This window comes from Curtobacterium sp. Leaf183, from assembly GCF_001424385.1.
In the GTDB taxonomy this organism is placed as follows: domain Bacteria; phylum Actinomycetota; class Actinomycetes; order Actinomycetales; family Microbacteriaceae; genus Curtobacterium.
In genome coordinates this window covers 503,117-526,560 of sequence record NZ_LMPO01000001.1, presented here as the reverse complement: position 1 = coordinate 526,560, position 23,444 = coordinate 503,117, and the positions used below count along the sequence as shown (strand labels likewise).

24 protein-coding genes are annotated in these 23,444 nt (G+C 72.3%); 16 read left to right on the top strand and 8 right to left on the bottom strand.

Going from position 1 to position 23,444, the window contains the following annotated elements; genetic code table 11:
- Positions 1 to 139: 139 nt before the first annotated feature.
- Positions 140 to 877, bottom strand: a complete 738-nt coding sequence (locus ASG04_RS02475; protein ID WP_056120231.1) for an SDR family oxidoreductase — start codon at positions 875 to 877, stop codon at positions 140 to 142.
- Positions 878 to 979: 102 nt separating this feature from the next.
- Here ASG04_RS02475 and ASG04_RS02470 point away from each other — a divergent pair, with 102 nt between their 5' ends.
- Entirely contained in the window at positions 980 to 1,822 is an 843-nt protein-coding gene (locus ASG04_RS02470) for a helix-turn-helix transcriptional regulator (RefSeq protein WP_056119690.1), read from the top strand.
- 135 nt (positions 1,823 to 1,957) lie between these two features.
- Here the strand turns inward: ASG04_RS02470 and ASG04_RS02465 are convergent, their stop codons facing one another.
- Entirely contained in the window at positions 1,958 to 2,497 is a 540-nt protein-coding gene (locus ASG04_RS02465; RefSeq protein ID WP_056119687.1) for a DUF3800 domain-containing protein, read from the bottom strand.
- A 197-nt stretch (positions 2,498 to 2,694) separates the two neighbouring features.
- Here ASG04_RS02465 and ASG04_RS02460 point away from each other — a divergent pair, with 197 nt between their 5' ends.
- The 4 genes from ASG04_RS02460 to ASG04_RS02445 all read left to right on the top strand — a co-directional run bounded on the left by ASG04_RS02460 (position 2,695) and on the right by ASG04_RS02445 (position 7,098).
- A complete protein-coding gene (locus ASG04_RS02460; RefSeq protein ID WP_056119685.1) occupies positions 2,695 to 3,708 on the top strand; it encodes an ATP-grasp domain-containing protein in 1,014 nt (337 codons plus the stop codon).
- 82 nt (positions 3,709 to 3,790) lie between these two features.
- Positions 3,791 to 4,852: an LLM class flavin-dependent oxidoreductase gene (locus ASG04_RS02455; protein WP_056119680.1), complete on the top strand. Its 1,062-nt coding sequence runs from the start codon at positions 3,791 to 3,793 to the stop codon at positions 4,850 to 4,852.
- Entirely contained in the window at positions 4,852 to 6,156 is a 1,305-nt protein-coding gene (locus tag ASG04_RS02450; protein WP_056119677.1) for an O-acetylhomoserine aminocarboxypropyltransferase/cysteine synthase family protein, read from the top strand. The genes ASG04_RS02455 and ASG04_RS02450 overlap by 1 nt, the downstream gene beginning before the upstream one ends.
- 9 nt (positions 6,157 to 6,165) lie before the next feature.
- Positions 6,166 to 7,098: a 4-(cytidine 5'-diphospho)-2-C-methyl-D-erythritol kinase gene (locus tag ASG04_RS02445; RefSeq protein ID WP_056119675.1), complete on the top strand. Its 933-nt coding sequence runs from the start codon at positions 6,166 to 6,168 to the stop codon at positions 7,096 to 7,098.
- Positions 7,099 to 7,150: 52 nt separating this feature from the next.
- Here ASG04_RS02445 and ASG04_RS02440 read toward each other — a convergent pair whose 3' ends face one another.
- Positions 7,151 to 7,666, bottom strand: a complete 516-nt coding sequence (locus tag ASG04_RS02440) for a GNAT family N-acetyltransferase (protein ID WP_056119669.1) — start codon at positions 7,664 to 7,666, stop codon at positions 7,151 to 7,153.
- Between the two features lie 50 nt (positions 7,667 to 7,716).
- Positions 7,717 to 9,372 (bottom strand): glycosyltransferase family 39 protein, encoded by a 1,656-nt coding sequence (locus tag ASG04_RS02435; protein ID WP_056119664.1) that lies wholly within the window; start codon positions 9,370 to 9,372, stop codon positions 7,717 to 7,719.
- A gap of 128 nt (positions 9,373 to 9,500) precedes the next feature.
- On the opposite strand from ASG04_RS02435, the gene ASG04_RS02430 reads away from it, so the two are divergent.
- From ASG04_RS02430 to ASG04_RS02410, 5 genes are all read left to right on the top strand, one after another.
- On the top strand, positions 9,501 to 9,905 hold the full coding sequence (locus tag ASG04_RS02430) for a TOBE domain-containing protein (protein WP_056119660.1): 405 nt from the start codon (positions 9,501 to 9,503) through the stop codon (positions 9,903 to 9,905).
- Positions 9,892 to 10,947 carry a HesA/MoeB/ThiF family protein gene (locus ASG04_RS02425; RefSeq protein WP_056119655.1) on the top strand — a complete coding sequence of 352 codons (1,056 nt, stop codon included), beginning with the start codon at positions 9,892 to 9,894 and terminating at the stop codon, positions 10,945 to 10,947. Before ASG04_RS02430 ends, ASG04_RS02425 begins: the two co-directional genes overlap by 14 nt.
- A 71-nt stretch (positions 10,948 to 11,018) precedes the next feature.
- Positions 11,019 to 11,819 carry a molybdate ABC transporter substrate-binding protein gene (gene modA / locus ASG04_RS02420; protein WP_056119653.1) on the top strand — a complete coding sequence of 267 codons (801 nt, stop codon included), beginning with the start codon at positions 11,019 to 11,021 and terminating at the stop codon, positions 11,817 to 11,819.
- Positions 11,816 to 12,616: an ABC transporter permease gene (locus ASG04_RS02415; protein ID WP_056119650.1), complete on the top strand. Its 801-nt coding sequence runs from the start codon at positions 11,816 to 11,818 to the stop codon at positions 12,614 to 12,616. The genes modA and ASG04_RS02415 overlap by 4 nt, the downstream gene beginning before the upstream one ends.
- Positions 12,617 to 12,621: 5 nt before the next feature.
- Positions 12,622 to 13,638 (top strand): sulfate/molybdate ABC transporter ATP-binding protein, encoded by a 1,017-nt coding sequence (locus tag ASG04_RS02410; protein WP_082517772.1) that lies wholly within the window; start codon positions 12,622 to 12,624, stop codon positions 13,636 to 13,638.
- Between the two features lie 132 nt (positions 13,639 to 13,770).
- Here ASG04_RS02410 and ASG04_RS02405 read toward each other — a convergent pair whose 3' ends face one another.
- From ASG04_RS02405 to ASG04_RS02395, 3 genes are read right to left on the bottom strand one after another with little or no spacing between them, the layout of a single operon-like run.
- Positions 13,771 to 14,016 carry a MoaD/ThiS family protein gene (locus ASG04_RS02405; protein WP_056119645.1) on the bottom strand — a complete coding sequence of 82 codons (246 nt, stop codon included), beginning with the start codon at positions 14,014 to 14,016 and terminating at the stop codon, positions 13,771 to 13,773.
- The gene (gene moaA, locus ASG04_RS02400; RefSeq protein WP_056119642.1) at positions 14,013 to 15,092 is read right to left on the bottom strand and encodes a GTP 3',8-cyclase MoaA; all 1,080 of its coding nucleotides are present in this window, start codon (positions 15,090 to 15,092) and stop codon (positions 14,013 to 14,015) included. The genes ASG04_RS02405 and moaA overlap by 4 nt, the downstream gene beginning before the upstream one ends.
- The gene (locus ASG04_RS02395) at positions 15,089 to 16,531 is read right to left on the bottom strand and encodes a glycosyltransferase family 87 protein (RefSeq protein WP_056119639.1); all 1,443 of its coding nucleotides are present in this window, start codon (positions 16,529 to 16,531) and stop codon (positions 15,089 to 15,091) included. Before ASG04_RS02395 ends, moaA begins: the two co-directional genes overlap by 4 nt.
- Before the next feature lie 24 nt (positions 16,532 to 16,555).
- Between ASG04_RS02395 and ASG04_RS02390 the strand changes: the two genes are divergently transcribed.
- From ASG04_RS02390 to pheA, 4 genes are all read left to right on the top strand, one after another.
- Complete coding sequence (locus ASG04_RS02390; protein ID WP_056119637.1) at positions 16,556 to 17,872, top strand: molybdopterin-dependent oxidoreductase; 1,317 nt, start codon at positions 16,556 to 16,558, stop codon at positions 17,870 to 17,872.
- Positions 17,869 to 18,327, top strand: a complete 459-nt coding sequence (locus tag ASG04_RS02385) for a hypothetical protein (protein WP_146245155.1) — start codon at positions 17,869 to 17,871, stop codon at positions 18,325 to 18,327. The genes ASG04_RS02390 and ASG04_RS02385 overlap by 4 nt, the downstream gene beginning before the upstream one ends.
- A gap of 9 nt (positions 18,328 to 18,336) precedes the next feature.
- Positions 18,337 to 18,882: a MarR family winged helix-turn-helix transcriptional regulator gene (locus tag ASG04_RS02380; RefSeq protein ID WP_056119632.1), complete on the top strand. Its 546-nt coding sequence runs from the start codon at positions 18,337 to 18,339 to the stop codon at positions 18,880 to 18,882.
- Between the two features lie 88 nt (positions 18,883 to 18,970).
- Positions 18,971 to 19,924: a prephenate dehydratase gene (pheA, locus tag ASG04_RS02375; protein WP_056119629.1), complete on the top strand. Its 954-nt coding sequence runs from the start codon at positions 18,971 to 18,973 to the stop codon at positions 19,922 to 19,924.
- A 177-nt stretch (positions 19,925 to 20,101) separates the two neighbouring features.
- Here pheA and ASG04_RS02370 read toward each other — a convergent pair whose 3' ends face one another.
- Positions 20,102 to 21,184 carry a diacylglycerol/lipid kinase family protein gene (locus tag ASG04_RS02370; RefSeq protein WP_056120228.1) on the bottom strand — a complete coding sequence of 361 codons (1,083 nt, stop codon included), beginning with the start codon at positions 21,182 to 21,184 and terminating at the stop codon, positions 20,102 to 20,104.
- Between the two features lie 140 nt (positions 21,185 to 21,324).
- Between ASG04_RS02370 and serS the strand changes: the two genes are divergently transcribed.
- On the top strand, positions 21,325 to 22,593 hold the full coding sequence (serS, locus tag ASG04_RS02365) for a serine--tRNA ligase (RefSeq protein ID WP_056119626.1): 1,269 nt from the start codon (positions 21,325 to 21,327) through the stop codon (positions 22,591 to 22,593).
- A complete protein-coding gene (locus ASG04_RS02360) occupies positions 22,590 to 23,435 on the top strand; it encodes an HAD family hydrolase (RefSeq protein WP_056119623.1) in 846 nt (281 codons plus the stop codon). The genes serS and ASG04_RS02360 overlap by 4 nt, the downstream gene beginning before the upstream one ends.
- Positions 23,436 to 23,444 lie beyond the last annotated feature (9 nt).

The following is a 23,444-nucleotide window of genomic DNA, read 5'->3' as shown; positions in this document are numbered from 1 at the left end:
GTGCGACGCTGATCGAGTGGTGCGAGGAAACAACCTTGCACCACGCGATCACTCCCGCACGAGCGCCCTCGCCGCGCCGCCGCGCCACCGCGCCCGGCCACACCGTGCGAGCTTCGCCACGCCGGACGCTCGACCTCCCTCAGTGCGACGCGAGCCGCTCGATCAGCTGCTGCTGCGTCCCGTCACGCTCCGACCACCGCAGCGGCAGCACGTTCTGTACCAGGACCTCGGGCGACGCCCCGGCCTGCAGCAGGGCCACGACCTCGCTCAGGAAGTCGTCGAGCGGCATCCCGCCGAAGTCCACGCCCGCGCCCTGCAGGTCGGTCGCGACCGCCGGGGGCACGAGCTCGAGCACCGAGACCGGCGAGCCGACGAGCTGCTGCCGCAGGGACAGCGTGTACGAGTGCACGGCGGCCTTCATCGCGCTGTAGGTCGGCGTCGGGGTCAGCGGTGTGAAGGCGAGCCCGGACGAGACCGTCATCACGGTGGACGCCTGCTGTGTCAGCAGGTGCGGCAGGAACGCGTCGACGAGCCGGACGGTCCCCAGGAAGTTCGTCGTGACGGTGGCTTCGGCATCCGCCAGGTGCGCCGACGACCGCAGGTCCTCCTGGCGCATGATCCCCGACATCGTGACCAGGGTGTCGAGCGCGGGGTGCGTCTCGATGACCGAGGCTGCCGCGGCGGTGATCGACGCCGGGTCGTCGACGTCGATCTGCACGGTGCCGAAGCCGTGCTCGGCAGCCAGGGAGTTCAGCAGCGACTGACGGCGCCCACCGATGACGACGGTGCTGCCGGCCTGCTGCAGGCGGAGGGCGAGACCCAGGCCGATGCCCGAGGTCGCACCGGAGATGAAGACGGTCGAGTTCGTGATGTCCATGCCGACCACGATGCTCCGGCGGTCGCGGCGCATCCAGAGCCCGCACATCGGGGGACCGCCGGTCCCTGGCACCGGCGCGCGGGGCGCAGCAGACTGGTCGGCATGGACCGCCCAGCGCTCGCCGACTTCCTCCGCCGTCGCCGTGAGCTCCTGCGCCCGGAGGACGTCGGGCGCGGTGCCGGCGCGCGGCGTCGCACGCCCGGGCTGCGCCGCGAGGAAGTGGCCGCACTGGCGGGGATGTCCGTCGACTACTACACGCGTCTGGAACAACAGCGCGGCCCGCAGCCCTCCGAGCAGATGGTGGCCGCGATCACCCGGGCGCTGCGCTGCTCCCTCGACGAGCGCGACCACCTGTTCCGCCTGGCCGGCCACAACGCGCCGGTCCGGGTCCACCGCAGCGACCACGTCGACGCGGCGATCCTGCGCGTGCTCGACCGGCTCGAGGACACACCGGCGATCGTCGTGAGCGACCTGGGGGAGACCCTCGTCGAGAACCGGCTCGGTGCCGCGTTGCTCGGCAGCACCGTCGGGCTGACCGGCAACGAGCGCTACCAACCGTGGCGCTGGTTCATGACCACGACCGAGCCGGCGAAGTACGCGCCCGAGCAGCACGACCGGCTCGCGCGAGCGCAGGTCGCCGCGCTCCGTGCCGCGGTCGGCGCCGCCGGGCCGGGCGATCGCCGTGCAGCGGCCCTCGTCGCGGACCTGCAGGCGCACAGCGAGGCGTTCCGGCAGCTCTGGGCCCTCCACGAGGTCGCCAGCCGCTGGGAGGACCACAAGACCTTCGTGCACCCGGAGCTCGGGCGGATCACGGTCGACTGCCAGGTCCTGCACACGTCGACCCAGACCCAGGCCCTGTTGCTCTTCACCGCGCCGGTCGGCAGCGAGGACGCCCAGAAGCTCGACCTGCTCGGTGTCGTCGGCAATCAGGTGTTCAGCGCATGACCCGCTTGGTACGCGAGCCGGTCCTTCGCTAGGATGAGAGCCGCAGGACGCCGAAGGCCTCCCGCACCTGCCAACGCCCCGCTCACGCGGGGCGTTGTGTCGTTCCGTCTGGTTCCTGACGGACTCCGGGCCTGTTCATGACGGGCTCCAGACGTAGTCCTTGATCCTGATCTGCGTGATCAACGAGACCACTTTGGCCACCGCTGCTGCTGAGCGTGCGTCGCGCTCGACGATCGTCTTCGACCTGTTCAGGAAGAACGTCGCCAGGTCAGCGGCTTGCAGCATGCGACTCTCATCGGAGGGCCCGAAGTAGATGGTGTCCGCGATCCTGGTCAAGGGCCGCTTGGTGAATCCGGGAGTGCTCTCGACCTTGAAACTCCGCGGGCTCCGTCGAGCGCCGGCGGCAGAGTGGTGCTCGTCGGCGAGGACGAGACCGAGTCCGTCCTCCGGATCCAGCCAGGCCAGCCGCTCGTCGACGCACTCGAGCAGGTGGGCGAGCGTCAAGAGATGCGCTGGGTACGCTCGCCGTCCGTAGCGGCGACGGTGCGCTTCGAGGTCGACACCGCGGAAGACGAAGGACGCCGTGGAACGCGCCAGCACCTTCGCGACGAGTGTGCACGCCTTGACGCGCCACACGACCGGGACGTCCTTCCACGCTCCGGCGCCGTGGAACATCTCGACGGCATGGAACTCCGTGCCGACGCGTCTGCCACGAGCGCCCCGAAGAAGTAGTAGGCGTCGTCGCGGGCAGATTCGTCGATGAAGATGAGGCGCACGAACACCCAACCTACTGATGTTCCACACAAGGGTCCCCGGGCAACACCGCGTCACACACCTGGCACCTGCCGACCCGCCGTGCCTAGGGTGGACGCGTGAGCACTCCGCGCGTGTACGTCATCCACGAGAACCCCGAGTGGTTCCCGCCGCTCGCCGCTGCCTTCGAGGCCGAGGGCGTCCCCGTTCAGGAGATCCTGCTGACCGAGGGGCAGATCGACCTCGGAGCCGAGCCCGAGCCGGGCGTCTACTGGTCCCGGATGTCGGCGAGTTCCCACACCCGTGGGCACGAGCACAGCAAGGAGTACACCCGTGCGGTCCTCGGCTGGCTCGAGCGCGCCGGACGACCCGTCGTCGGCGGCAGCCACGTCCTCGAGCTCGAGGTCTCCAAGGTCGCCCAGCACGGGCTGCTCGCGGGCGCCGGGTTCGACGTCCCGCGCACCACGGCCGTGTTCGGCTCGACGACGCTCAAGCAGGCCGCTCGGACCTTCACCGACGGCCAGGACGTCCCCTTCATCACCAAGCACAACCAGGGCGGCAAGGGCCTCGGCGTCCGCCGCTTCGACTCGCTGGCCGAGTTCGACGCTTACGTCGACTCCCCGGAGTTCGAGGAACCGGTCGACGGCATCACCCTGCTGCAGGAGTACCTGACCGCCCGCGAGCCCTTCATCACCCGGGTCGAGTTCGTCGGCGGCGAGTTCGTCTACGCCGTCCGCGTCGACACCAGCGCCGGCAGCTTCGAGCTCTGCCCGGCCGACGCCTGCGAGGTCCCCCAGGTCATCGCCGGTGCCGTGTGCGACGTCCCCGGCGCCGAGACGGCCGGCGCACCGTCCGCGTTCAGCGTCCGTGCCGACGTCACCGCGGCCCATCCCCTCGTCCAGCAGCTCCGCACCTTCCTCGCCGACCAGCGCATCACGATCGCCGGCGTCGAGTTCATGGAGACCACCGACGGCCGCCACGTCGTGTACGACATCAACACGAACACGAACTACAACCCCGCCGTCGAGGAATCGGCGCCCGCCTCCGGGCCGCGCTCGATCGCGCGCTACCTGGGTGGCCTGCTGGACGCCGCGTACCAGCCCGCCACCGCGGGCGCAGCGGCGCGCGACTGACCCGACCACCCACCGGACGGGAGGCCCGGCTCACCACCGGCACCGAGCCTCCAGTCCGTCGTCCCCACCAGCAAGGAACCTCGTGCGATTCGGATACTGGACCCCGCTCTTCGGCGGCTGGCTGCGCAACGTCGACGACGAGCAGATGCCCGTCACCTTCGACTACGTCAAGCGCCTGGCGCAGCGCGCCGAGCGGATCGGCTTCGACCTGACGCTCGTCCCGGAGCTCAACCTCAACGACATCAAGGGCGTCGCGGCGCCCTCACTCGAGGCGTGGGCGCTCGCCGCGGCCATCGCGGCGACCACCGACCGGCTCGAGATCATGGCGGCGATGCGCCCCGGCTACCACCTGCCGGCGGTCACGGCCAAGCAGGCGGCGACGATCGACGACATCTCCGGTGGCCGGTTCACCTTCAACGTGGTGAGCGCGTGGTGGGCCGAAGAGGCACGGCAGTACGGCGGGATCTTCTCCGAGCACGACGACCGGTACAAGCGCACGGCCGAGTTCGTCGAGGTCATGAAGGGGCTCTGGAGCCAGACCCCGTACTCGTTCTCCGGCGAGTACTACGACATCCAGAACGCCCACCTCGAGCCGAAGCCGCGCGTGACGCCCCGCATCTACGCCGGTGGCGAGAGCGAGGCCGGCAAGGCGAGCATCACCCACTACGCCGACGCCTACGTGACCCACGGCGGGACCGTCGAGGAGCTCCGCGCCAAGATCGCCGAGATGCGCCGTCGCCGCGACGAGGCCGGGCTGCCGCCGTTCGAGGCGTTCGGCATGGCCGCGTACGCGATCGTCCGCGAGACGGAAGCGGAAGCGCAGGCCGAGCTCGCGCGCATCACGGACGTGCAGCACGGCAACGCCTACGAGTCCTACCAGGACTTCATCTCGAAGTCGCAGCTCGAGCACGTCCCCTCGCTCGAGGACTACTCGGTGTCCAACCGGGGCCTGCGTCCGGGCTTCGTCGGGACCCCGGAGCAGGTCGCTTCGCGGATCCGCGAGTACGAGGACGCCGGTGTCGACACCCTGCTGCTGCAGTTCTCCCCGCAGCTCGAGGAGATGGAGCGGTTCGGCGAGCAGGTCATCCCGCTCGTGCGGGCGTCCGTGTCGGCGTCGCCCGTCGCGGCCGGGACGGCGTCCTGATGGCCGCCGAGGACGACTGGCGCTTCGAGACGCGGCAGATCCGTGCCGGGTACAAGGCCGACCCGGGCTTCGGGGCGAACGTGCCGCCGATCGCCCAGACCGCCGCGTTCGTCTACCCGTCCGGCGACGACGCAGCCGACCGCTTCATGCTCGACGCCCCCGGGCACACCTACTCGCGCGTGAACAACCCGTCGGCAGCGGCGCTCGAACGCCGGATCGCCGACCTCGAGGGCGGGGTCGGCGCCCTGGCGCTGGCGTCGGGCCAGGCGGCCACGACGCTCGCGGTGCTCGGACTGGCCCGCGCCGGTGCCCACCTGGTGGCGAGCGCGTCGCTGTACGGGGCGACCTACACGCTGTTCGCGTCGACGCTCAAGGACCTCGGCATCGCGGTCACGTTCGTGCAGGACCCCACCGACCTGTCGGAGTGGGCCGCCGCCGTGCGTCCCGAGACCCGGGCGTTCTTCGGGGAGTCGATCCCGAACCCGCGTGGCGACGTCCTCGACTTCGCCGGGGTCGCGGGTGTGGCGCACGACGCGGGCGTGCCGCTCATCGTCGACAACACCATCGCCACGCCGTACCTGGTCCGCCCGATCGAACACGGCGCGGACATCGTCGTGCACTCGGCGACGAAGTACCTCGCCGGGCACGGCAGCGCCATCGCGGGGCTGATCGTCGACAGCGGGAACTTCGACTGGGCCGCCCACGCGGAGCAGTACCCGCAGCTGACGTCGACGCAGGAGTCCGGCTTCGCGAACACCGACTTCGCCGCCAAGTTCGGGCGCCGCGCCTACATCCAGCGCACGCGGTCGAAGCTGCTGGCCGACCTCGGCCCGGCCATCGCACCGTTGAACGCGTTCCTGGTGCTGCAGGGCATCCAGACGCTGTCGCTGCGCATGGACCGGCACGTGGCGAACGCCGCGACGGTCGCGTCGTGGCTCGACGCCCACGACCAGGTCGAGCACGTGCACTACGCCGGGCTGCCCTCGTCGCCGTGGCACCACCTGCAGCAGCGGTACGTCCCCGCGGGTCCGTCCGCGGTGCTGGCGTTCGACCTCGCCGGCGGTGTCGAGGCGGGGCGTCGGTTCGTCGATGCCCTCGAGCTGTTCGACCACGTCTCGAACATCGGCGACGTCCGGTCGCTCGTCGTGCACCCGGCGTCCACGACCCACGTGCAGATGACCCCGTCGGAGCGGGCATCCGCTGGTGTGGGCGAGGGACTCATCCGCCTGTCGATCGGCCTGGAGCACCCGGACGACATCCTGACCGACCTGGAGCGTGGTTTCACCGCAGCGCGCGCGGGATAGGTTGGGGTCATGACCTCGCTGGCCGCTCCGACACGCGTCCGGACGCGCGCCCCCGGCAAGATCAACGTCTTCCTGTCGGTCGGAGCCCTGCAGGACGACGGCTACCACGACGTCGCGACGGCGTACCAGGCGGTCTCGCTGTTCGAGGACGTCGTCGCCGAACCCGCCGACGACTTCTCCGTCACGTTCACCGGTTCGATCGACACGTCGTCCGTGCCCGTCGACGGCACGAACCTGGCGATCCGTGCGGCCCGGATGGTCGCCGAGTCGGCCGGGTACACCGGTGGGGTGCGGCTGACCATCGAGAAGCGCGTCCCGGTCGCGGGCGGCATGGGCGGGGGATCGGCCGACGCGGCAGCCACGCTGCTCGCCGTGGACACCCTCTGGGGCACGGCGCTCGGGCGGGACGAACTGCTCCGGATCGCCGCACGACTCGGGGCCGACGTGCCGTTCGCCTTCGCCGGCGGGACCGCGGTCGGGACGGGTCGTGGCGACGAGCTCAGTCCGGCGCTCGCGAAGGGCGAGTTCCACTGGGTGCTGGCGCTCAGCGACGACGGGCTGTCGACCCCGGCGGTCTACCGTGCGCTCGACGCCCACCGCGACCGCTACCGTGCCGACATCGCTCCGGCGCCGTCCACCCCGGTGGTGGAGTCCAACGTGCTGCAGGCCCTGCGTGCCGGCGACCCCGACCTGTTGGCCGACTGCCTGCACAACGACCTGCAGGCCCCGGCGATGCGGCTGCAGCCCGAGCTGGCGCGGACGCTCGAGCTCGGGGAGAAGTCCGGTGCGCTGGCGGGTCTGGTGTCCGGCAGCGGGCCGACGGTCGCGTTCCTCGTCGCCGACCGCGACAACGCGCTCGAGGTCCAGGTGGCGCTGAGCGCCGCGGGCTTCGTCGCCGTCCGGGCGACCGGTCCGGTGCACGGCGCCCGCCTGGTGCACTGAGCCGACCCGAGCACCGCCGTCCGCGGCGCCACCGTGCGTCGACGTGGCGCCGTCAGTCGGCTAGGCGCTGGAACAGCACGTGGTCCTGCCAGTCCCCGGCGATGCGCAGGTAGCGCGGCGCGTAGCCGTACCGCTCGAAGCCGCTCTTCTCGAGCACCCGCTGGGACCGCGCGTTGTGGGGGAGCGTCCCCGCCTCGAGCCGGTGCAGCCCGAGGCAGTCGAACGCCATGCGCGCGGCCAGTCCCACGGCCGTGGTCGCCGCTCCGTGCCCGGCCGACTCCTCGGCGACCCAGTAGCCGAGGGTACCGGACTCGAACGCGCCGCGGACGATCGAGTTGACGTTGAGCCGTCCCACGACCACGTCGTCGGTGGTGATGACGAGGGGCAGCATGTCGCCGCGACCCCGGCGGCGCAGACAGCCGTCGATCTCGGCGCGCTGGCCGCCCTCGGTGAAGTAGGAGTCGGGCCGCGCGGGATCCCACGGGGCGAGCCACGCGCGGTTCCGGACGAGCAGGTCGGCGAGCGGTGCGGCGTCGGCCGGCGCGATCAGGCGGACGTCGTGCTGCATGCTCGCAGCATGGCACAGCGCGGCATCGGGACCGTGCAGGTGCTCGCGGGTCAGCGTGCGCGGACGTACTGCGTGAGCAGCACGGTGCCGGTCTGCCAGTGGTGCTCGGCGACGAAGCCCTGTCGGGCGAGCACGGCGGCGGCCTCGGGCTCGATGTTGCGCGAGGTGCCGCCGACGAACCAGACGGTGTCGATGTCACCGAGTCGTGCGGGGACGGTCGTCGCCAGGTCGCCGGTCTGGTTCCAGAGGACGCCGGACTCCGGGCCGTCCTTGCGGACGCCCAGGTCGGTCATGCCGGTGAACGCCCACGGGTAGGACACGCGGATGATGTCGGCGGTGGCGCCCGGGTGGCGGTAGACGCTGCCGTAGATGACGCCCTCGTCGGCGTCGGGCCGGGCGTCGCGGGCGGCGGCCACGATGGACGCGGCGCGTGCCCAGGTGGAGTCCTGCTTCGACAGCGGGGTCTTGACGTCGTAGGCGTTCGGGACGGACAGCACGAGCACCACCGCGAGCCCACCGACCAGCAGGGCCTTGGGCCGCACCACCGTGAGGGCCAGGGCGATGAGCAGGGCGACGAACGGCAGGCTCAGGCTGGCGTACTTCGGGGAGTACAGGTGCTCACCCAGAGCGGTCGCGCCGACGAGGGCCGCGGTCGGCAGGATCGCCAGCGGCAGGGCGACACGGACGGCCTGCATCCGGAACAGCGCGCGGACCGAGGGGCTGCGCCGGTGCGACCGGACCACGGCGACGACGACCCCGACGGCCATGAGGGTCCAGGCGACGGCGGCGTACCAGTTGAGCCCGCCGAACCACGCGGTCGCGAACACCTGGTCGTTGGTGCGCTCGGTGATGCCGGCGATCCAGCCGACCTGCTTGGACTGCGACGCGACCGCGAGCACGAAGGGCGAGACCAGGAGTGCAGCGGAACCGGCGGCGATCATCCACGACCGCACGGCCCGACGGGACACCAGGGGCTGCGCGGACGACCCCCGCGCGGTCATGAGCGAGTCGCGCGTGCGTCGACGCTCGGCGAGACCGGTCCAGAGCAGGACGACCGCGTGCGCGACGACCGCGAGTGCGAGGTAGACGTTGAAGGTCACCGCGACCAGGGCGACGACGCCGTAGGCGGACCACCACAGCACCGGACGACGGCCGGACCGCGTGCGGCGGACCGCGGTCAGACCGACGAGGGTCAGGCACACCGAGAGCGCCGTGATGGTGGCGTACGGGCGGCCCTCACCACCCGCCCACTGGACGCGGGGGAGTGCGAGGAAGACGAGCCCGGCGACGATGCCGAGTCGGCGTCCGCCGAGTCGTCGACCGAGGGCGACGACGAGTCCTGCGGCGACACCGATCGCCAGTGCGCTCGGGAACCGCAGGGTGAAGGGCGTGTACCCGACCAGCCAGAACCACGCGTGCATGAGCGCGTAGTAGAGACCGTGCACGGCGTCCACCGAGTGCAGTTCGGCCCAGAGCTGCGGCCAGCTGCGGGTCGCGCTGGTGACCGTGGCGGCTTCGTCGTACCAGAGCGAGGGCACCCACGAGAACGCCGCGGTGACGATGACCGCGAGTGCGCCGATGGTGAGTTCGGGGGTCCGCACGACGGCCAGACCGACGGCACCGGTGGCCCCTCGGAGCCGGCTGCGCACCGTGGGTGCGGACAGCGGCCGAGGGACGCTGATGGTGCCGGTCCGGGGTGCGCTCACGGGCTTGACGGTATCGGCGGCTCCTGGACGGGGACCCGAAGCGGAGACGCGGTGGGCTGGGAAGGACACCCCCTGATTCGGAGTGCTCACAGGATCCGGCAGGTGTCCGCACCCGCTAACATCCCGGCATGAGCCGCCTACGCATCAGGGATGCCGCCCGGTACCTCGGTGTCAGCGACGACACCGTCCGTCGACTGGTGGATGCGGGGACGTTCACACGTTTTTCGGACGACACCGGCCGCGCGGTCGTCGACGGGCACGAACTGGCCGTGCACGCGAAGGCCCAGAGTGCCGCGCTGCCCGACCCCGCCGTCGGACGGAGCTCGGCACGGAACCGGTTCGTCGGCATCGTGACCGACGTCGTCGTCGACACCGTGATGGCCCAGGTCGAACTGCAGTGCGGCCCGCACCGCGTCGTGTCCCTGATGAGCGCCGAGGCCGTCCGCGAGCTCGGGCTCGAGGTCGGGTCCGTCGCGACGGCATCGGTCAAGGCGACGATGGTCACCGTGGAGGCGCCCCGTGACGACGAGTGACCCGCTGAGCCCCGCCCGACGCCGGCTGGGGTCCCGCACCGCCGCCCTCGACGCCGGCGGAGACCGCACCCTGGAACGCCTGGCGGGCGCACGGGTCCTGGTCGTCGGAGCCGGCGGTCTCGGCGCCCCGGTCGTGTCCTACCTGGCCGGCAGTGGGATCGCCCGGCTGACCATCGTCGACCCGGACACCGTCGACCCGTCGAATCTGGCTCGGCAGACGCTCTTCACGACGGCGGACCTCGGCCGGCCGAAGGCGCAGGTCGCCGCCGAGCACGCGCGGGCGGTCGACCCCGAGGCCGTCGTCGACGCCCGTGTCGAGCGGTTCGCAGCCGCGGTGGTCACCGGGCACGACGTGGTGGTCGACGCCGCGGACTCGGTCGTGGTCACCCGCGAGGTGTCCGACGCCTGCGCCGCAGCGGGGGTGCCGTTCGTCTGGGGGACCGTGCTCGGCTACGACGGGCAGGTGTCGGTCTTCGACGACGCGGGAACGGTGACCGGCACCCCGGTGGACTTCCACGACCTGCACCCCGACGTGCACCCGGACGAGGGGTCGTGCGCGGTCGACGGCGTGCTCCCCGCCCTGTGTGGGGCGGTCGGGTCGGTGATGGCGGCGCAGGTGACGGCGATCGTGGCCGGACTCGGGGACCCGCTGGTCGGCCGGGTGCTCAGCGTCGACGCCCGACGCTGGCGCTGGACCGAGAGCCCGCTGCGACGGGGGCCCGACTCGCGCCGGCCCCCGGCTCCGGTAGCGGAACCCGACCGGATCGCCCCCGCGGCGCTCGCGGCGCGGCTCGCCGACCCGGCCGACCCGCTGGTCGTGGTCGACGTGCGGACGCCGGAGGAGCGGGCCGAGGGGGTCATCCCGGGTGCCGTGACCCCGGACGAGCTCGCGACCGACGGTCAGGACAGCGGATCGGCGCTCGTGGTCGTCTGCGCACGTGGCCCCCGTGCCGTCGCGTGGGCGTCGGCCGCAGGCCGCCCCGCCGTGGTCCTCGACGGTGGCATGCAGGCCTGGCAGCGGGAGGGCCGCCCGGTCGTCTGACCCGTCCCGCGGAGCAGATGCGCCTAGGATCGGGTGGAGTAGTCGCAGATGCGGCTCAGAGGGGATCGGACATGCGCAGGACCAGCGCGATCGTCACGGCGGTCGTCGCCGCCGCGCTCCTGTCCGGGTGCCGCACCCAGGGCGGGACGGACAACAGCGGCGGTGCGAGCACCACGCCGGGCGCCAGTGCGACCCCCACCGGCGCGATCACCGTCTTCGCCGCGGCGTCCCTGCAGCAGACGTTCACCACGCTCGGCAAGGACTACGAGGCGTCCCACCCGGGCGCCACCGTGATCTTCTCGTTCGCGGGCTCGAGCGACCTGGTGTCGCAGATCCAGAACGGCGCCCCCGCCGACGTGTTCGCCAGCGCGGACGAGGCGAACATGACCAAGCTCACCGACGCCGGACTCATCACCGGCGGCACCCCGGCCTTCGCGACGAACACCCTGCAGATCGCGGTCGCCCCCGGCAACCCGAAGGGCATCCTCGACCTGCGGGACCTGACCGCACCCGGACTGCAGGTCGTGACGTGCGCGGCGCCCGTGCCCTGCGGCGCGGCGACCCAGACCGTCGAACAGGCCAGCGGGGTCACGCTGCAGCCCGTCAGCGAGGAACAGTCCGTCACCGACGTGCTCGGCAAGGTCGAGTCCGGACAGGCCGACGCCGGGCTGGTCTACGTCACCGACGTCACGGGCGCCGACGGCAAGGTCGACGGGGTCGACTTCGACGCCGCGGCCAAGGCCGTCAACACCTACCCGATCGGCGTCGTCACGGGCTCGGAGCACGCCGCGCTCGCCGCGTCCTTCAGCGCGTACGTCCGTTCGAGTGCGGGCGAGCAGGTGCTGCGGGGAGCGGGCTTCGGGAAGCCGTGACCCGCACGCACAGCCGCACCGCCACGCCCTGGTGGCTGCCGGTCCCGGCCGTCGTGGGCGGCCTGTTCGTCGTCGTGCCTGTCCTGGCGATGGTCGGCCGTGTCGACTGGTCGTCCTTCGTCACCCTGGTCACCGCACCCGCCTCGCTCACCGCCCTGGGACTCAGCCTCGGCACGGCGGCCGCTGCCACGGGCATCGCACTGGTGCTCGGCCTGCCCCTCGCGGTGCTGTTCTCCCGCGTCCGGTCGCGCTGGATCGGCGTCGCACGGGCGCTCGTCCTGCTGCCCCTGGTGCTGCCGCCCGTCGTGGGCGGGCTCGCGCTGCTGGCCGCGTTCGGGCGCATCGGCCCGGTCGGCGGGTTCCTGGCCGACCACGGGATCCGGATCGCCTTCACCACCGTCGCGGTCGTGATGGCGCAGACGTTCGTCGCGATGCCGTTCCTGGTGTCATCCGTCGAGGGTTCGCTGCGCGTCGGTGGCGACCGGCTCGAACGGGTCGCCGGGACGCTCGGCGCGAGCCCCACGCGGGTGCTCGTCACGGTCACGATCCCGCGCGCGCTCCCCGGCATCGCGTCCGGCGTCGTGCTGTGCTTCGCCCGGGCGCTCGGTGAGTTCGGCGCGACCCTGACCTTCGCGGGCAGCCTGCAGGGCGTCACGCGCACCCTGCCGCTGGAGATCTACCTGCAGCGGGAGATCGATCCGGACACCGCGGTCGCGCTGGCACTCGTGCTGGTCGTGGTGGCGGTCGTCGTCATCGGCGCGACGTCGATCCGCGGAGCGCGGACGGTGACGACGTGACCGGCATGCACGCCCACGTCGTCCTGCGCGACCGTGACGTCGACGTCGACCTGGTGGTCGGTACCGACGAGTGCGTGGCGCTGGTCGGACCGAACGGCGCCGGCAAGTCCTCGGTCGTCGAGGCCGTCGCCGGGCTCCTGCGCATCGACGCCGGCGGCATCGAGGTCGCCGGCCGGTCCGTCGACGACGGGCACCGCTCCGTGCCGTCCCACCGCCGTCGGGTCGGTCTGGTCACGCAGCGCCCGGAGCTGTTCCCGGACCAGTCGGTCGCCCGCAACGTCGGCTACGGTCCGCGCGCAGCCGGCACGGGCGGACGGGAGGCCCGGCTCCGCTCCGACCGGGCGCTGACCGCCGTCGACGCGCTCGCGTTGGCCGACCGAGCGCCGGCGACGCTGTCGGGGGGACAGGCCCAGCGCGTCGCGATCGCCCGGGCCCTGGCCGCGGACCCCGCGGTGCTGCTGCTCGACGAGCCGACCTCGGCGCTCGACGTCGAGGCCCGCGACGACGTCCGGGCCGCCCTGCGCATCGCCGTCGCCGGTCGGCCGAGCGTCATCGTGACCCACGACCCGATCGAGGTCGTCGCCCTGGCGTCCCGCATCGTGGTCGTCGAGCGCGGTCGTGTCGTCGAGCAGGGGCCGACCGCCCGGGTGCTCGGACGCCCGACCAGTGCGTTCGGTGCCGCGTTCTCGGGACTGGCCCTGGTCTCCGGGACGGCCACAGGCCGGGGCGTCCTGCTGCAGGGCGGCGGCGAGCTGACGTCGCGGGCGCACACCGAGCCTCCCGGTCGTGTCGTCCTGGCCGCGTACCACCCGACGGCCGCCGTCGTGACGCGGGACGGTGCCGGGCCGGAGCGCACGGTGCTCGGTCTGGAGCCGCGTGACGGACTGGTCCGGGTCCGCGCCGGCGAACTCGTCGCGGACGTGACGATCGCCACGGCGTCCCGCCTGGGCCTGACCCGCGGCGACCTCGTCCGCATCGCCGTCGAGCCCGACGAGCTCGACGTCTATGCGCCGGCCCGCTGACGTCCAACACGTGCGCGGATGACCGCTCCGTGCGAGGTTCTTTCCGGGCACCCAGCGATCAACCTCGCACCGCGGCGCAACCGCGCACCGTGCGCAAGCGCGCACCACGGCGCAACCGCGCACGTGCGGGCGTCAGCCGCCGGCGAAGGGCGGCATCACGTCGACGAGTGCGACACCGTCGAGCGGCGTCGACCGGTCGCGGGTGCTGAGCCCGTCGACCAGGTACGAGCAGCGCTCCTGCAGCGTGCGCCAGCGGTCCGCGTCGGCGGCGTCCACCCCGCGCAGCGCGTCGTCGAGCGTGTCGGCGTCGACCGTGGTCTCGTCCACGCCGACCGCGGCACGCGCGGCGGCGAAGAACCGCATCGTGGTCATCGTCATCCGCCGATCGCGCTCATGCCGCGGGACGGGTGCACCATGCCGTCCGCGTCGTCGCCGTGGTCGCGCGGCTTCGCCCACATCGCCAGGCGCCAGCGGTCGAGCACCTGGTCGTCCGAGGCACCGTCGCGCATGAGGGTCAGCAGGTCCGACTCCTCGTCCGAGAACAGGCAGCTGCGGACGTGTCCCTCGGCGGTCAGGCGGGTGCGGGTGCAGTCGGCGCAGAACGACTCGGTCACGCTGGCGATGACGCCGACCGTGCCCAGCTCCTCGCCGGTCGCGCGGGACGCCACCCGGAAGCGCTCGGCCGGTGCGCCGTCGCGGGGCGCGTCGTCGGGGGTCAGGACGTGGTGCTCGCCGAGCATCGCGCGGGTCTCGGCAGCGGTCACCATGGACGTGCCGTCCCAGGCGTGTCCGGGGTCGAGCGGCATCTGCTCGATGAACCGCAGCTCATGGCCGCGCTCGAGGCACCACGTCAGCAGGTCGACCGCCAGGTGGTCGTTCACGCCCCGCAGCAGGACCGCGTTGACCTTCACCCCGAGCCCGGCGTCCGCCGCCGCGGCGATGCCGTCGAGGACCCGCGCCAGGAACGGCCGGCGGGTCACCGTGGCGAACACGTCCGGGTCGACGGTGTCGAGCGACACGTTGACGCGCGTGAGCCCGGCGTCATGCAGAGCCTGGGCGCGAGCGGCGAGCCCGATCGCGTTCGTGGTGAGGGAGAGCTCGACGGGCAGTGCGGCGCAGCGCGTGATGACGTCGACCAGGTCGGCGCGCAGCAGCGGCTCACCGCCCGTGAACCGGACCTTGCGGATGCCGAGGTGCTCCGAGCCGAGCCGCACGAGGCGTTCGATCTCGGCCGCGGTCATCAGCGCATCGGTGGGGATGACGGGCAGCCCCTCGGCCGGCATGCAGTACGTGCAGCGGAGGTTGCAGCGCTCGGTCAGCGACACGCGCAGGTCCACCGCGCGACGGCCGAAGCGGTCGACGAGCCCGGTGTCGCCGTCCGGTCGGGGCGGGACGGCGGACTCGGCTCGGACCCGACGGAGCAGCCCGGTGGCCGGGAGTGCGACGGCGGTCATGGCTGCGATGATACGTCGCGCGACATCGGTGCCGGTCGCGGACGGCGCATGCGGGACGGCACGAGTCGGTCCCGCCACCGGAGCCAGTCGTCGCGGTCGGTCCGGACGAGCGTGACGACGACGATCACGAGGACCGCCGCGCCGAGCCACCACCGGTACGCGTCGACCGAGGGCCACACGCCGCGCAGGGCGATGGCGAGCGCGATCGACAGCCACTCCCACCGGCCGGACAGCACCACGAACGGGATGAGCAGGAGCGCGTACCAGGGGTAGCGCGGGGTGACGGCCAGGAAGGTCACGCCGATCATCAGGACCTCGCCGGACCACGGGCGTGCAGGGTCCGAGAGCCGCCACGCGACCACGGCCGCGGCCAGCACGAGCAGCCCGACGAGCACGGTGCCGGCGTCGCCCTCCGTCACCAGCGACACGAGCGCGAAGCGGGAGCCGTCCTCGTAGCCCTCCTCGGTCAAGTAGCCCGGCAGGTACCCGAGCACCTTCGCGCCCGTCGTGACGACGTAGGGCACGTAGAGCAGCCCGAACACGGCGATGCCGACCGGGATCGCCCACCAGTGCCGCCACCGCCCGAGCAGCGGTGGGTAGACGATCGCCGGGATGAGCTTGGCGGCGGTCGCGGCCCCGAGCGCGATCCCGCCCCAGATCGGCCGGCCGAACGCCACGAGCACCGCGCCCGCCGTGGCCAGCGCGGCTCCCAGCACGTCGACGTGCGAGTTGGTCACGGCCTCGGACGCGACGAGCGGCGACCAGGCCCACAGTGCCGCCCACCACGCCGGGCGACCGAGGCGGCGCAGGACGACGAGCAGCCCGACGGTCACCCCGAGGGAGACGAGCAGGCCCGCCACCTGGAACGGCATGTACTGCGCGGACGTCGGCACGACCAGCCGCACGAGTGCGAACCACATCTCGGCGAGCGGCGGGTAGATCGTCGGCACGTCCACGCGGTTGATCGCGACGCAGTGCCCGTCCGCCCCGTCGCCGAGCCCGTGCAGCCGCGGCTTCAGGTTGTCGCACGTGCCGTTCACCTTGTCCGGGAACAGCCAGTCCGGGCGCAGGTGTGCCAGGACCTCGGACTGCGGCGTGTGCGCGTACGGCGAGACCCCGGCGTTCTGCACGATGCCGTCCCAGGCGTACCGCGCGGAGTCCGTGCTCGTGTTCGGCGGGCCGACGAGTGCGGCGAGTCCCACCACGAGCGCCCCGCCGAGGACGATGATGGTCACCAGTCGTGCCGGGACGGACCGCAGCGCCAGGACCGCGATGACGAACACCGCCCAAGCGATCAGGGTCCACGTGACGAATGGTGTTCGATGACCGGACCGGAGGAACCCCAGATGCGTGATGCCGACGGCGATGACGCCCGCCAGGGCCAGCACGCCGACGACGGCGATCACGGTGGACAGGGGATGGCCGAGTCGCAGTCGCATGGTGCGTCGAGGCTACCGACGATCGTGCGTCGCTCACTGCACGACGCCCGGTCCGCGATGGCGTCCCCGAACCGCAACGCCCGGACCGCGGTCGTGCTCGGCCGGCTGCTCGGCATCGCGTTCCTGATCTGCTTCGGCACCGGCGTCTACAGCCACTTCCTGCAGGACCCGCTGCCCTGGATGCGGTTCCCCACGCGGCCGACGCAGCTCTACCAGTTCACGCAGGGGCTCCACATCACCGCGGGGATCGCGATCATCCCGCTGCTGTTCGCCAAGCTCAACACGGTGATGCCCGCGCTCGCGCAGGACCCGCCGGTGCGCGGCGTGCTGCACCTGCTCGAGCGCGTGTCGATCGCGGTCTTCGTCTCCGCGGCCGTCGTGCAGGTCGGCACCGGGCTCGTGAACACCTACCAGTGGTACCCGTGGCCGTTCCCGTTCCGCCAGGTCCACTACGCGCTGTCGTACGTGCTCATCGGCTCGCTCGCCATCCACATCGCCGCGAAGCTGCGGATCATCGCCCGCTACTGGCGGAAGCGGGACGCCTACGACGCCGAGGGCCGGTTCGTGTACGACGGTGCGGTGGGCAGCGAGCTGCCCGAGTACGCCGCGGAGGCCCGGGGCGGGTCCGCCACCTACCCGCGGGGGATCACGGGTCGCGTGATGCGCTGGGCGGACGGTTCCCCCGCTGCCAGCGCGACCGACGGGGCGGAGTCGCCCCGAGCCTCCCGTCCGGTCCGGCGCGAGCGCATCGCGCGCCGCGGCTTCTTCGCCGGTGTCGCGGCCGCGACGGCCGGTGTCGTCGTCCTGACCGTGGGGCAGTCGTCCGAGCTCGGTGAGCCGTTCAACGTCTTCGCACCGCGCCGGCGCCACATCGGGCCGAACGCCTTGCCGGTGAACCGGACGGCGCGTGCCGCCGGGGTGCTGGCGACGGCGACGGCGGCCGACTGGACGCTCACGGTCGCGGGGCCTGCGGTGACGCGGACGTTCTCGCGCGCCGAGCTCGTCGCGCTGGGGATGGCTCAGGTCGAGCTGCCGATCTCGTGCGTCGAGGGGTGGAGTCAGATGGCGACGTGGAAGGGAGTGCGGATGCGCGACCTGCTGGCCGCGGTGCAGGCGGACCCGGGGTCGAGCGTCCGGGTGACCAGCCTCGAGCGCCACGGCGGCTACCGGATCATGGACATGGGGCCCGAGTACGCCTCGGACCCGACGACCCTGGTCGCGCTCGAGCTCAACGGCTCGACGCTCGACCTGGACCACGGGTTCCCGGCGCGGATCATCGCCCCCGGACGACCCGGCGTGCTGCAGACCAAGTGGATCGAGCGGATCGAGGTGCGGTCATGAGGGCCACACGGATCGTGCTCGTCGTCCTCGGTGTGCTCGTGCTGGCGTTCGGTGCGTACACGATGGTCGAGACCGTCCGGCCGAACCGGATCGGCGGACTCGCGACCTGGCTGATCGCCGCGGTGGTCCTGCACGACGCGATCCTGTCCCCGTTCGTGGTGCTCGTCGGGCTCGGTCTCCGACGCGCCGGACGGGCACTCCGGACGTGGGTGCTCGTCGTGGTGCAGACCGCGGTCGTGCTCGGCAGCGTGCTCGCGCTCGTGGTGCTTCCCGAGATCGCGGCGAAGGCGCACGGGGCGAAGAACCCGACCGTGGTGCCGTTCGACTACACGACCCGGCTGCTCCTGGTCGAGGGCGCGCTGCTGGTCGTCGTCGTTGCCGTGCTCGTCGTGGGCTGGGTGACCGCGCGGCGGAGCTCGACTCCCAGGGTGGTTGAAACGACAACCATTTCGTAGGATGGGGTCATGACCGACGAGGTGCCCTGGCTGACGCGCGGACAACTGCGCGCCTGGATGAAGCTCGTCGCCGTCATGGAGCTGCTGCCGGCGGCGCTCGACCAGCAGCTGCAGCGTGACGCCGACCTGACGCACTTCGACTACATGGTCGTCGCGATGCTGTCCGAGACCGAGGGGCGCACGCTGCGGATGTCGGCCCTGGCCTCGGCGACGAACGCCTCGCTGCCCCGGTTGTCGCACGTGGTCTCCCGGCTCGAGAAGCGCGGGCTGGTGTCGCGGTGCCCCTCGGCGGACGACCGACGTGCCACCGACGTGCGGCTCACCGACGCCGGCTACGCGACCATCGTCGACGCGGCCCCGGACCACGTCCGCACGGCACGGCAGTTCGTGATCGACGCGCTGACCGACGACCAGGTCGAGGCCCTCGACGGCATCACCCGCTCGCTGCTGGCACGGCTCGATCCCGAGGGACGCTTCGCGGCGGTGACCTACCCGCGGGACGAGGACGACACCGCGATCTGCGAGGCGCGGCTGACGGGGACGGCGACGGACTGAGCGCCGGGATGGTGTCGGCGCCGGGTGCTTCAGCCCCGCTGTGGCGGCGGCGCCGGGGGCTGTTGGTGCTTGCAATAGGCTCGGCCGCATGAGCCAGCCCGACGTCGAGCCCGACACGTACAGCTACCTCGGACCCGCCGGCACCTTCACCGAGGCGGCCCTCAAGCTCGTCGACGCGGCGGCCGGCAAGCCCTGGCGCAGTGTGAACAACGTCGGCGAGGCCCTGGACGACGTCATGTCCGGCCGGTCCGTCGGGGCCGTCATCGCGATCGAGAACAGCGTCGACGGCGGGGTCAGCGCGACGCAGGATGCCCTCGCGCGCATCCCCGGCGTGCGCATCGTGGGGGAGTACCTGGTCCCCGTCGACTTCGTGCTCGTCGCCCGGCCCGGCACCGCGCTCGCCGACGTGCGGACCGTGAACGCGCACCCGGTGGCCTATGCCCAGACGCACCACTGGCTCGAGGCGAACGTGCGCGGCCACGGCCACATCCCCGCGTCGTCGAACGTCGCCGCCGCGGCCGCGCTGCTCGACGACCAGCCGACCGCCGACGCCGCCGTGGCGCCCCCCGGCATCACCGACCACTACGACCTGGCGGTGCTGGCCGACTCCATCGGTGACAACGCCAGTGCCGTCACCCGGTTCGTGCTCGTCTCGAAGACCCTGGCGATCCCCGAGCGCACCGGATCGGACAAGACCAGCGTCATCGTCGAGCTGCCCGCCGACCACCCGGGGGCCCTGGTCGACATGCTCGAGCAGTTCGCGACCCGGGGCATCAACATGGGGCTGCTGTCCTCGCGGCCGATCGGCGACGAGCTCGGTCGCTACCGGTTCGTCATCGACCTGGACGGGCACGTGCTCGACGAGCGGGTCGCCGACGCGCTGCTCGGCTTGCGGCGGTTCAGCCCGCGCGTGACGTTCCTCGGGTCGTACCCGCGCGCCGACCGGCTGGAGTCCGAGGTGCCGCTGCGCTACTCGGACGAGGCGTTCGTCGAGGCGCGGGACTGGCTGCGTGCGATCGTCGCCGGCGAGCCGGGGGCGTAGCCCGGTCCGCACGGCCCGCTCGGCCCGCGCGCCCGCCCCGCACGGTGCGCGGTTGCGCCCGGGTGCAACTTTGACCGCCCCGTGCGAGCTTGTTGCCCTGCACGGGCCCGTCAACCTCGCACCGAGTGGGAACCTCGCACCGTGCGCCGGCCCGGCCTGCCCGCCCGCCAGCCCGCCTCAGTGGCGGTGCGCCCGGACCTGCCGCGTGGCCCGAGTCTGGTCGCGCGGCCCCGCGACCCGCACCCGCAGGGCGCCCCCGTGGATCTGCGCCTTGAACGCCGTGATCTTGCCCACCGGGTCCCCGTCGATCTCGAACTCGTCGGGCTGTTCGAGCCGCGCCGTGAACTCCTCGCCGCGCAGGTACCGCAGCGGACGCTCCTCGCGGGCGAGCGTGGTGATGCGCTTGCCGATCGCGGTGTGTCCGAGGGCAGATCGGCGGACGGACCGCAGGATCGCGTTCTCCCAGAGCATGCGCGCGGCGATCCGGACCCACCCGAAGAACCCTCGCGGACGCATCACGACCACGTCGAACACGCCGTCGTCGATCTCGGCGTCGGGCAGCAGCGTCGCGCCGGCCTGCAGCGTGCCGCAGTTGCCGACGATGAGCGAGTGCGCGCGCACCGAGCGGTTGCCCTCGCCGTCCAGGCGGTACCGGAACTCGAAGGCGTCGGCATCGCGGAGGGACCGGATCAGCGAGTCCACGTAGGCGAGCCACCCGACCTTCTTCTTCAGCTCGGGCTTCGTGTTCGCGAGCATGCGGGCGTCCAGCCCGAGACCGGCCATCACCAGGAAGCCGAACTGCTCGCGCGACCCGTCCTCGCGCTCGACGCCGACCGTGCCGATGTCGATGGGTCGGTCCTCACCGCGGAAGATCGTGTGGACGCTGGCCGCCATGTCGTCGATCGGGGACGGGATGTTCCGGGCGAGCAGGTTGCCCGTGCCGCTCGGCAGCAGCGCGAGTGCCGCGTCCGACTCCCACACGACCTCGGCGACCGCGCGGACGGTGCCGTCACCGCCGGCAGCGGCGACGACGTCGACCCCGGCCGCGATGGCCTCGCGTGCCATCCCGCCGCCCGGGTCCGCTTCCGACGTCTCGAACCACAGGGTCTCGTTCCAGCCGGCTTCGCGCTGGTACCGCTCGACCGTCCGCTTGAGGGTGGGGAGGTCCACCTTGACGGGGTTGTAGACGACGGCGGCGGTGTGCTGCTCTGAGGCGAGGGCGTCCGGCTGCGCGGGCGCGGTCTCCGAGGGCGATGACATGCCCTCGACCGTACCGACGGCGGCTGGGGAGCGCGCACCGGGGCGGGACCCGGCCACGGCCGGACGGGAGGATCGTGGCGGCGCCCGCACCGGGCCTCCCGTCCATCTGCTGGTCACCTGGCTCTGGCTAGGATGAAACGGTGATTGACCCACAGCTGCTGCGCGACGATCCCGATGTCATCAAGGCCTCACAGGCTGCGCGCGGCGCCTCCGTCGAGGTCGTCGACCGGGCCGTCGCGGCGGACGCCGCGCGCCGCAGCGCGATCTCGTCGTTCGAGGCCCTGCGTGCTGAGCAGAACGCCTTCGGCAAGACCGTGGCCAAGGCGCCGAAGGACGAGAAGGCCGCGCTCGTGCAGCAGGCCCAGGCGCTCGCCGCCCAGGTGAAGGACGCGCAGGCAACCGTCTCCGCGGCCGAGGACACGTTCAACCAGGTCGTCCGCGCGATCCCGAACACCGTCCTGCCGGGTGTGCCAGCGGGCGGCGAGGACGACTTCGTCACGCTCAAGACGGTCGGCACGAAGCCGTCGTTCGACTTCGCGCCGCGCGACCACGCCGACCTCGGTGAGCTGCTCGACATCATCGACATCCCGCGCGGGGTGAAGGTGTCCGGCTCGCGCTTCTACTTCCTCAAGGGCCTCGGAGCCCGGCTCGAGATCGCGCTCATGTCGCTCGGGCTCGACCGCGCCGTGCAGCACGGGTTCACGCCGCTGATCACGCCGACGCTCGTGCGCCCCGAGACGATGGCGGGCACGGGCTTCCTCGGGGAGCACGCGGCCGAGGTCTACCGACTCGAGGCCGACGACCTGTACCTGACCGGCACCAGCGAGGTCGCCCTGGCCGGCTACCACGCCGACGAGATCCTGTCGTTCCCGGCCGACGACCCGGCACTGCGGTACGCCGGCTGGTCGACCTGCTACCGGCGCGAGGCCGGCTCGGCGGGCAAGGACAACCGCGGCATCCTCCGCGTGCACCAGTTCAACAAGCTCGAGATGTTCTCGTACGTGCACCCGGACCTGGCCGACGCCGAACACCAGCGGCTCATGGCGTACCAGGAGTCGATGCTGCAGGACCTCGGGCTGCACTACCGCGTGATCGAGACCGCCGCGGGCGACCTCGGCACGAGCGCGGCGCGCAAGTACGACCTCGAGGCCTGGGTCCCGACCCAGGGCACGTTCCGCGAGCTGACCTCGACGTCGAACTGCACCACGTTCCAGGCCCGGCGCCTGGACATCCGCTACCGCACCGAGAGCGGCAAGACGGCCCCGGTCGCCACGCTCAACGGCACGCTCGCGACCACCCGCTGGCTCGTCGCGATCCTCGAGACCCACCAGCAGGCCGACGGGTCGGTCGTGGTGCCCGAGGTGCTGCGGCCCTTCCTGGGCGGCGTCGAGGTGATCGAACCCCGATGAACGACGCACACGGCACCGCCGCCACGACCCGCGTGAAGCGCTGGCTCGTCGCGCTCGACATCGACGGCACCGTCATGCGTGAGGACGGCGTCGTCACGCAGGCCACCGTCGACGCGATCCACGCCGCGGCGGCCGCGGGGCACGAGGTCATGCTCTCCACGGGTCGCAGCGAAGGGATGACCGTCCCCGTGCTCGACAAGATCGGCCTGCAGCCCGAGTACCTCGTCTGCGCGAACGGGGCCGTCACCCTGCGACGCTCCACCGCTCCGACAGCCATCAACGGGTACGTGCGCGTGCACGTCGAGACCTTCGACCCGACCGACGTGCTGCAGACCATCCGCGGCGCGCTGTCGAACGCCGCCTACGGTGTCGAGTCGCCCGACGGCGCCTACCTGCTGTCCGGGGAGTTCCCGGACGACGCCATGACGAAGCACGGCTCACACGTGCCGTTCGAGCAGCTGCTCGGCGTGCAGGCGACCCGCGTCGTGGTGATCTCCCCGGAGCACGGCCTCGAGGAGTTCCTGCAGATCGTCGACCGCATGGGCCTGCACAAGGTGTCGTACAACGTCGGCTGGACCGCATGGCTCGACATCGCTCCCGAGGGCGTCACCAAGGCCACGGCGATGGAGCGCGTGCGCGAGTGGTTCGACATCCCGCGATCGCGGGTGTTCGCAGCGGGTGACGGCCGCAACGACATCGACATGCTGCGGTGGGCATCGACGTCCGGCCGCGGCGTCGCGATGGGGCAGGCGCCGTCCGACGTGGTCGACGCCGCGAGCGAGATCACGGGCGGGGTCACGGACGACGGCCTGGCGGCCGCGCTCGACACGCTGCCCCGGTAGTCCTCCGTC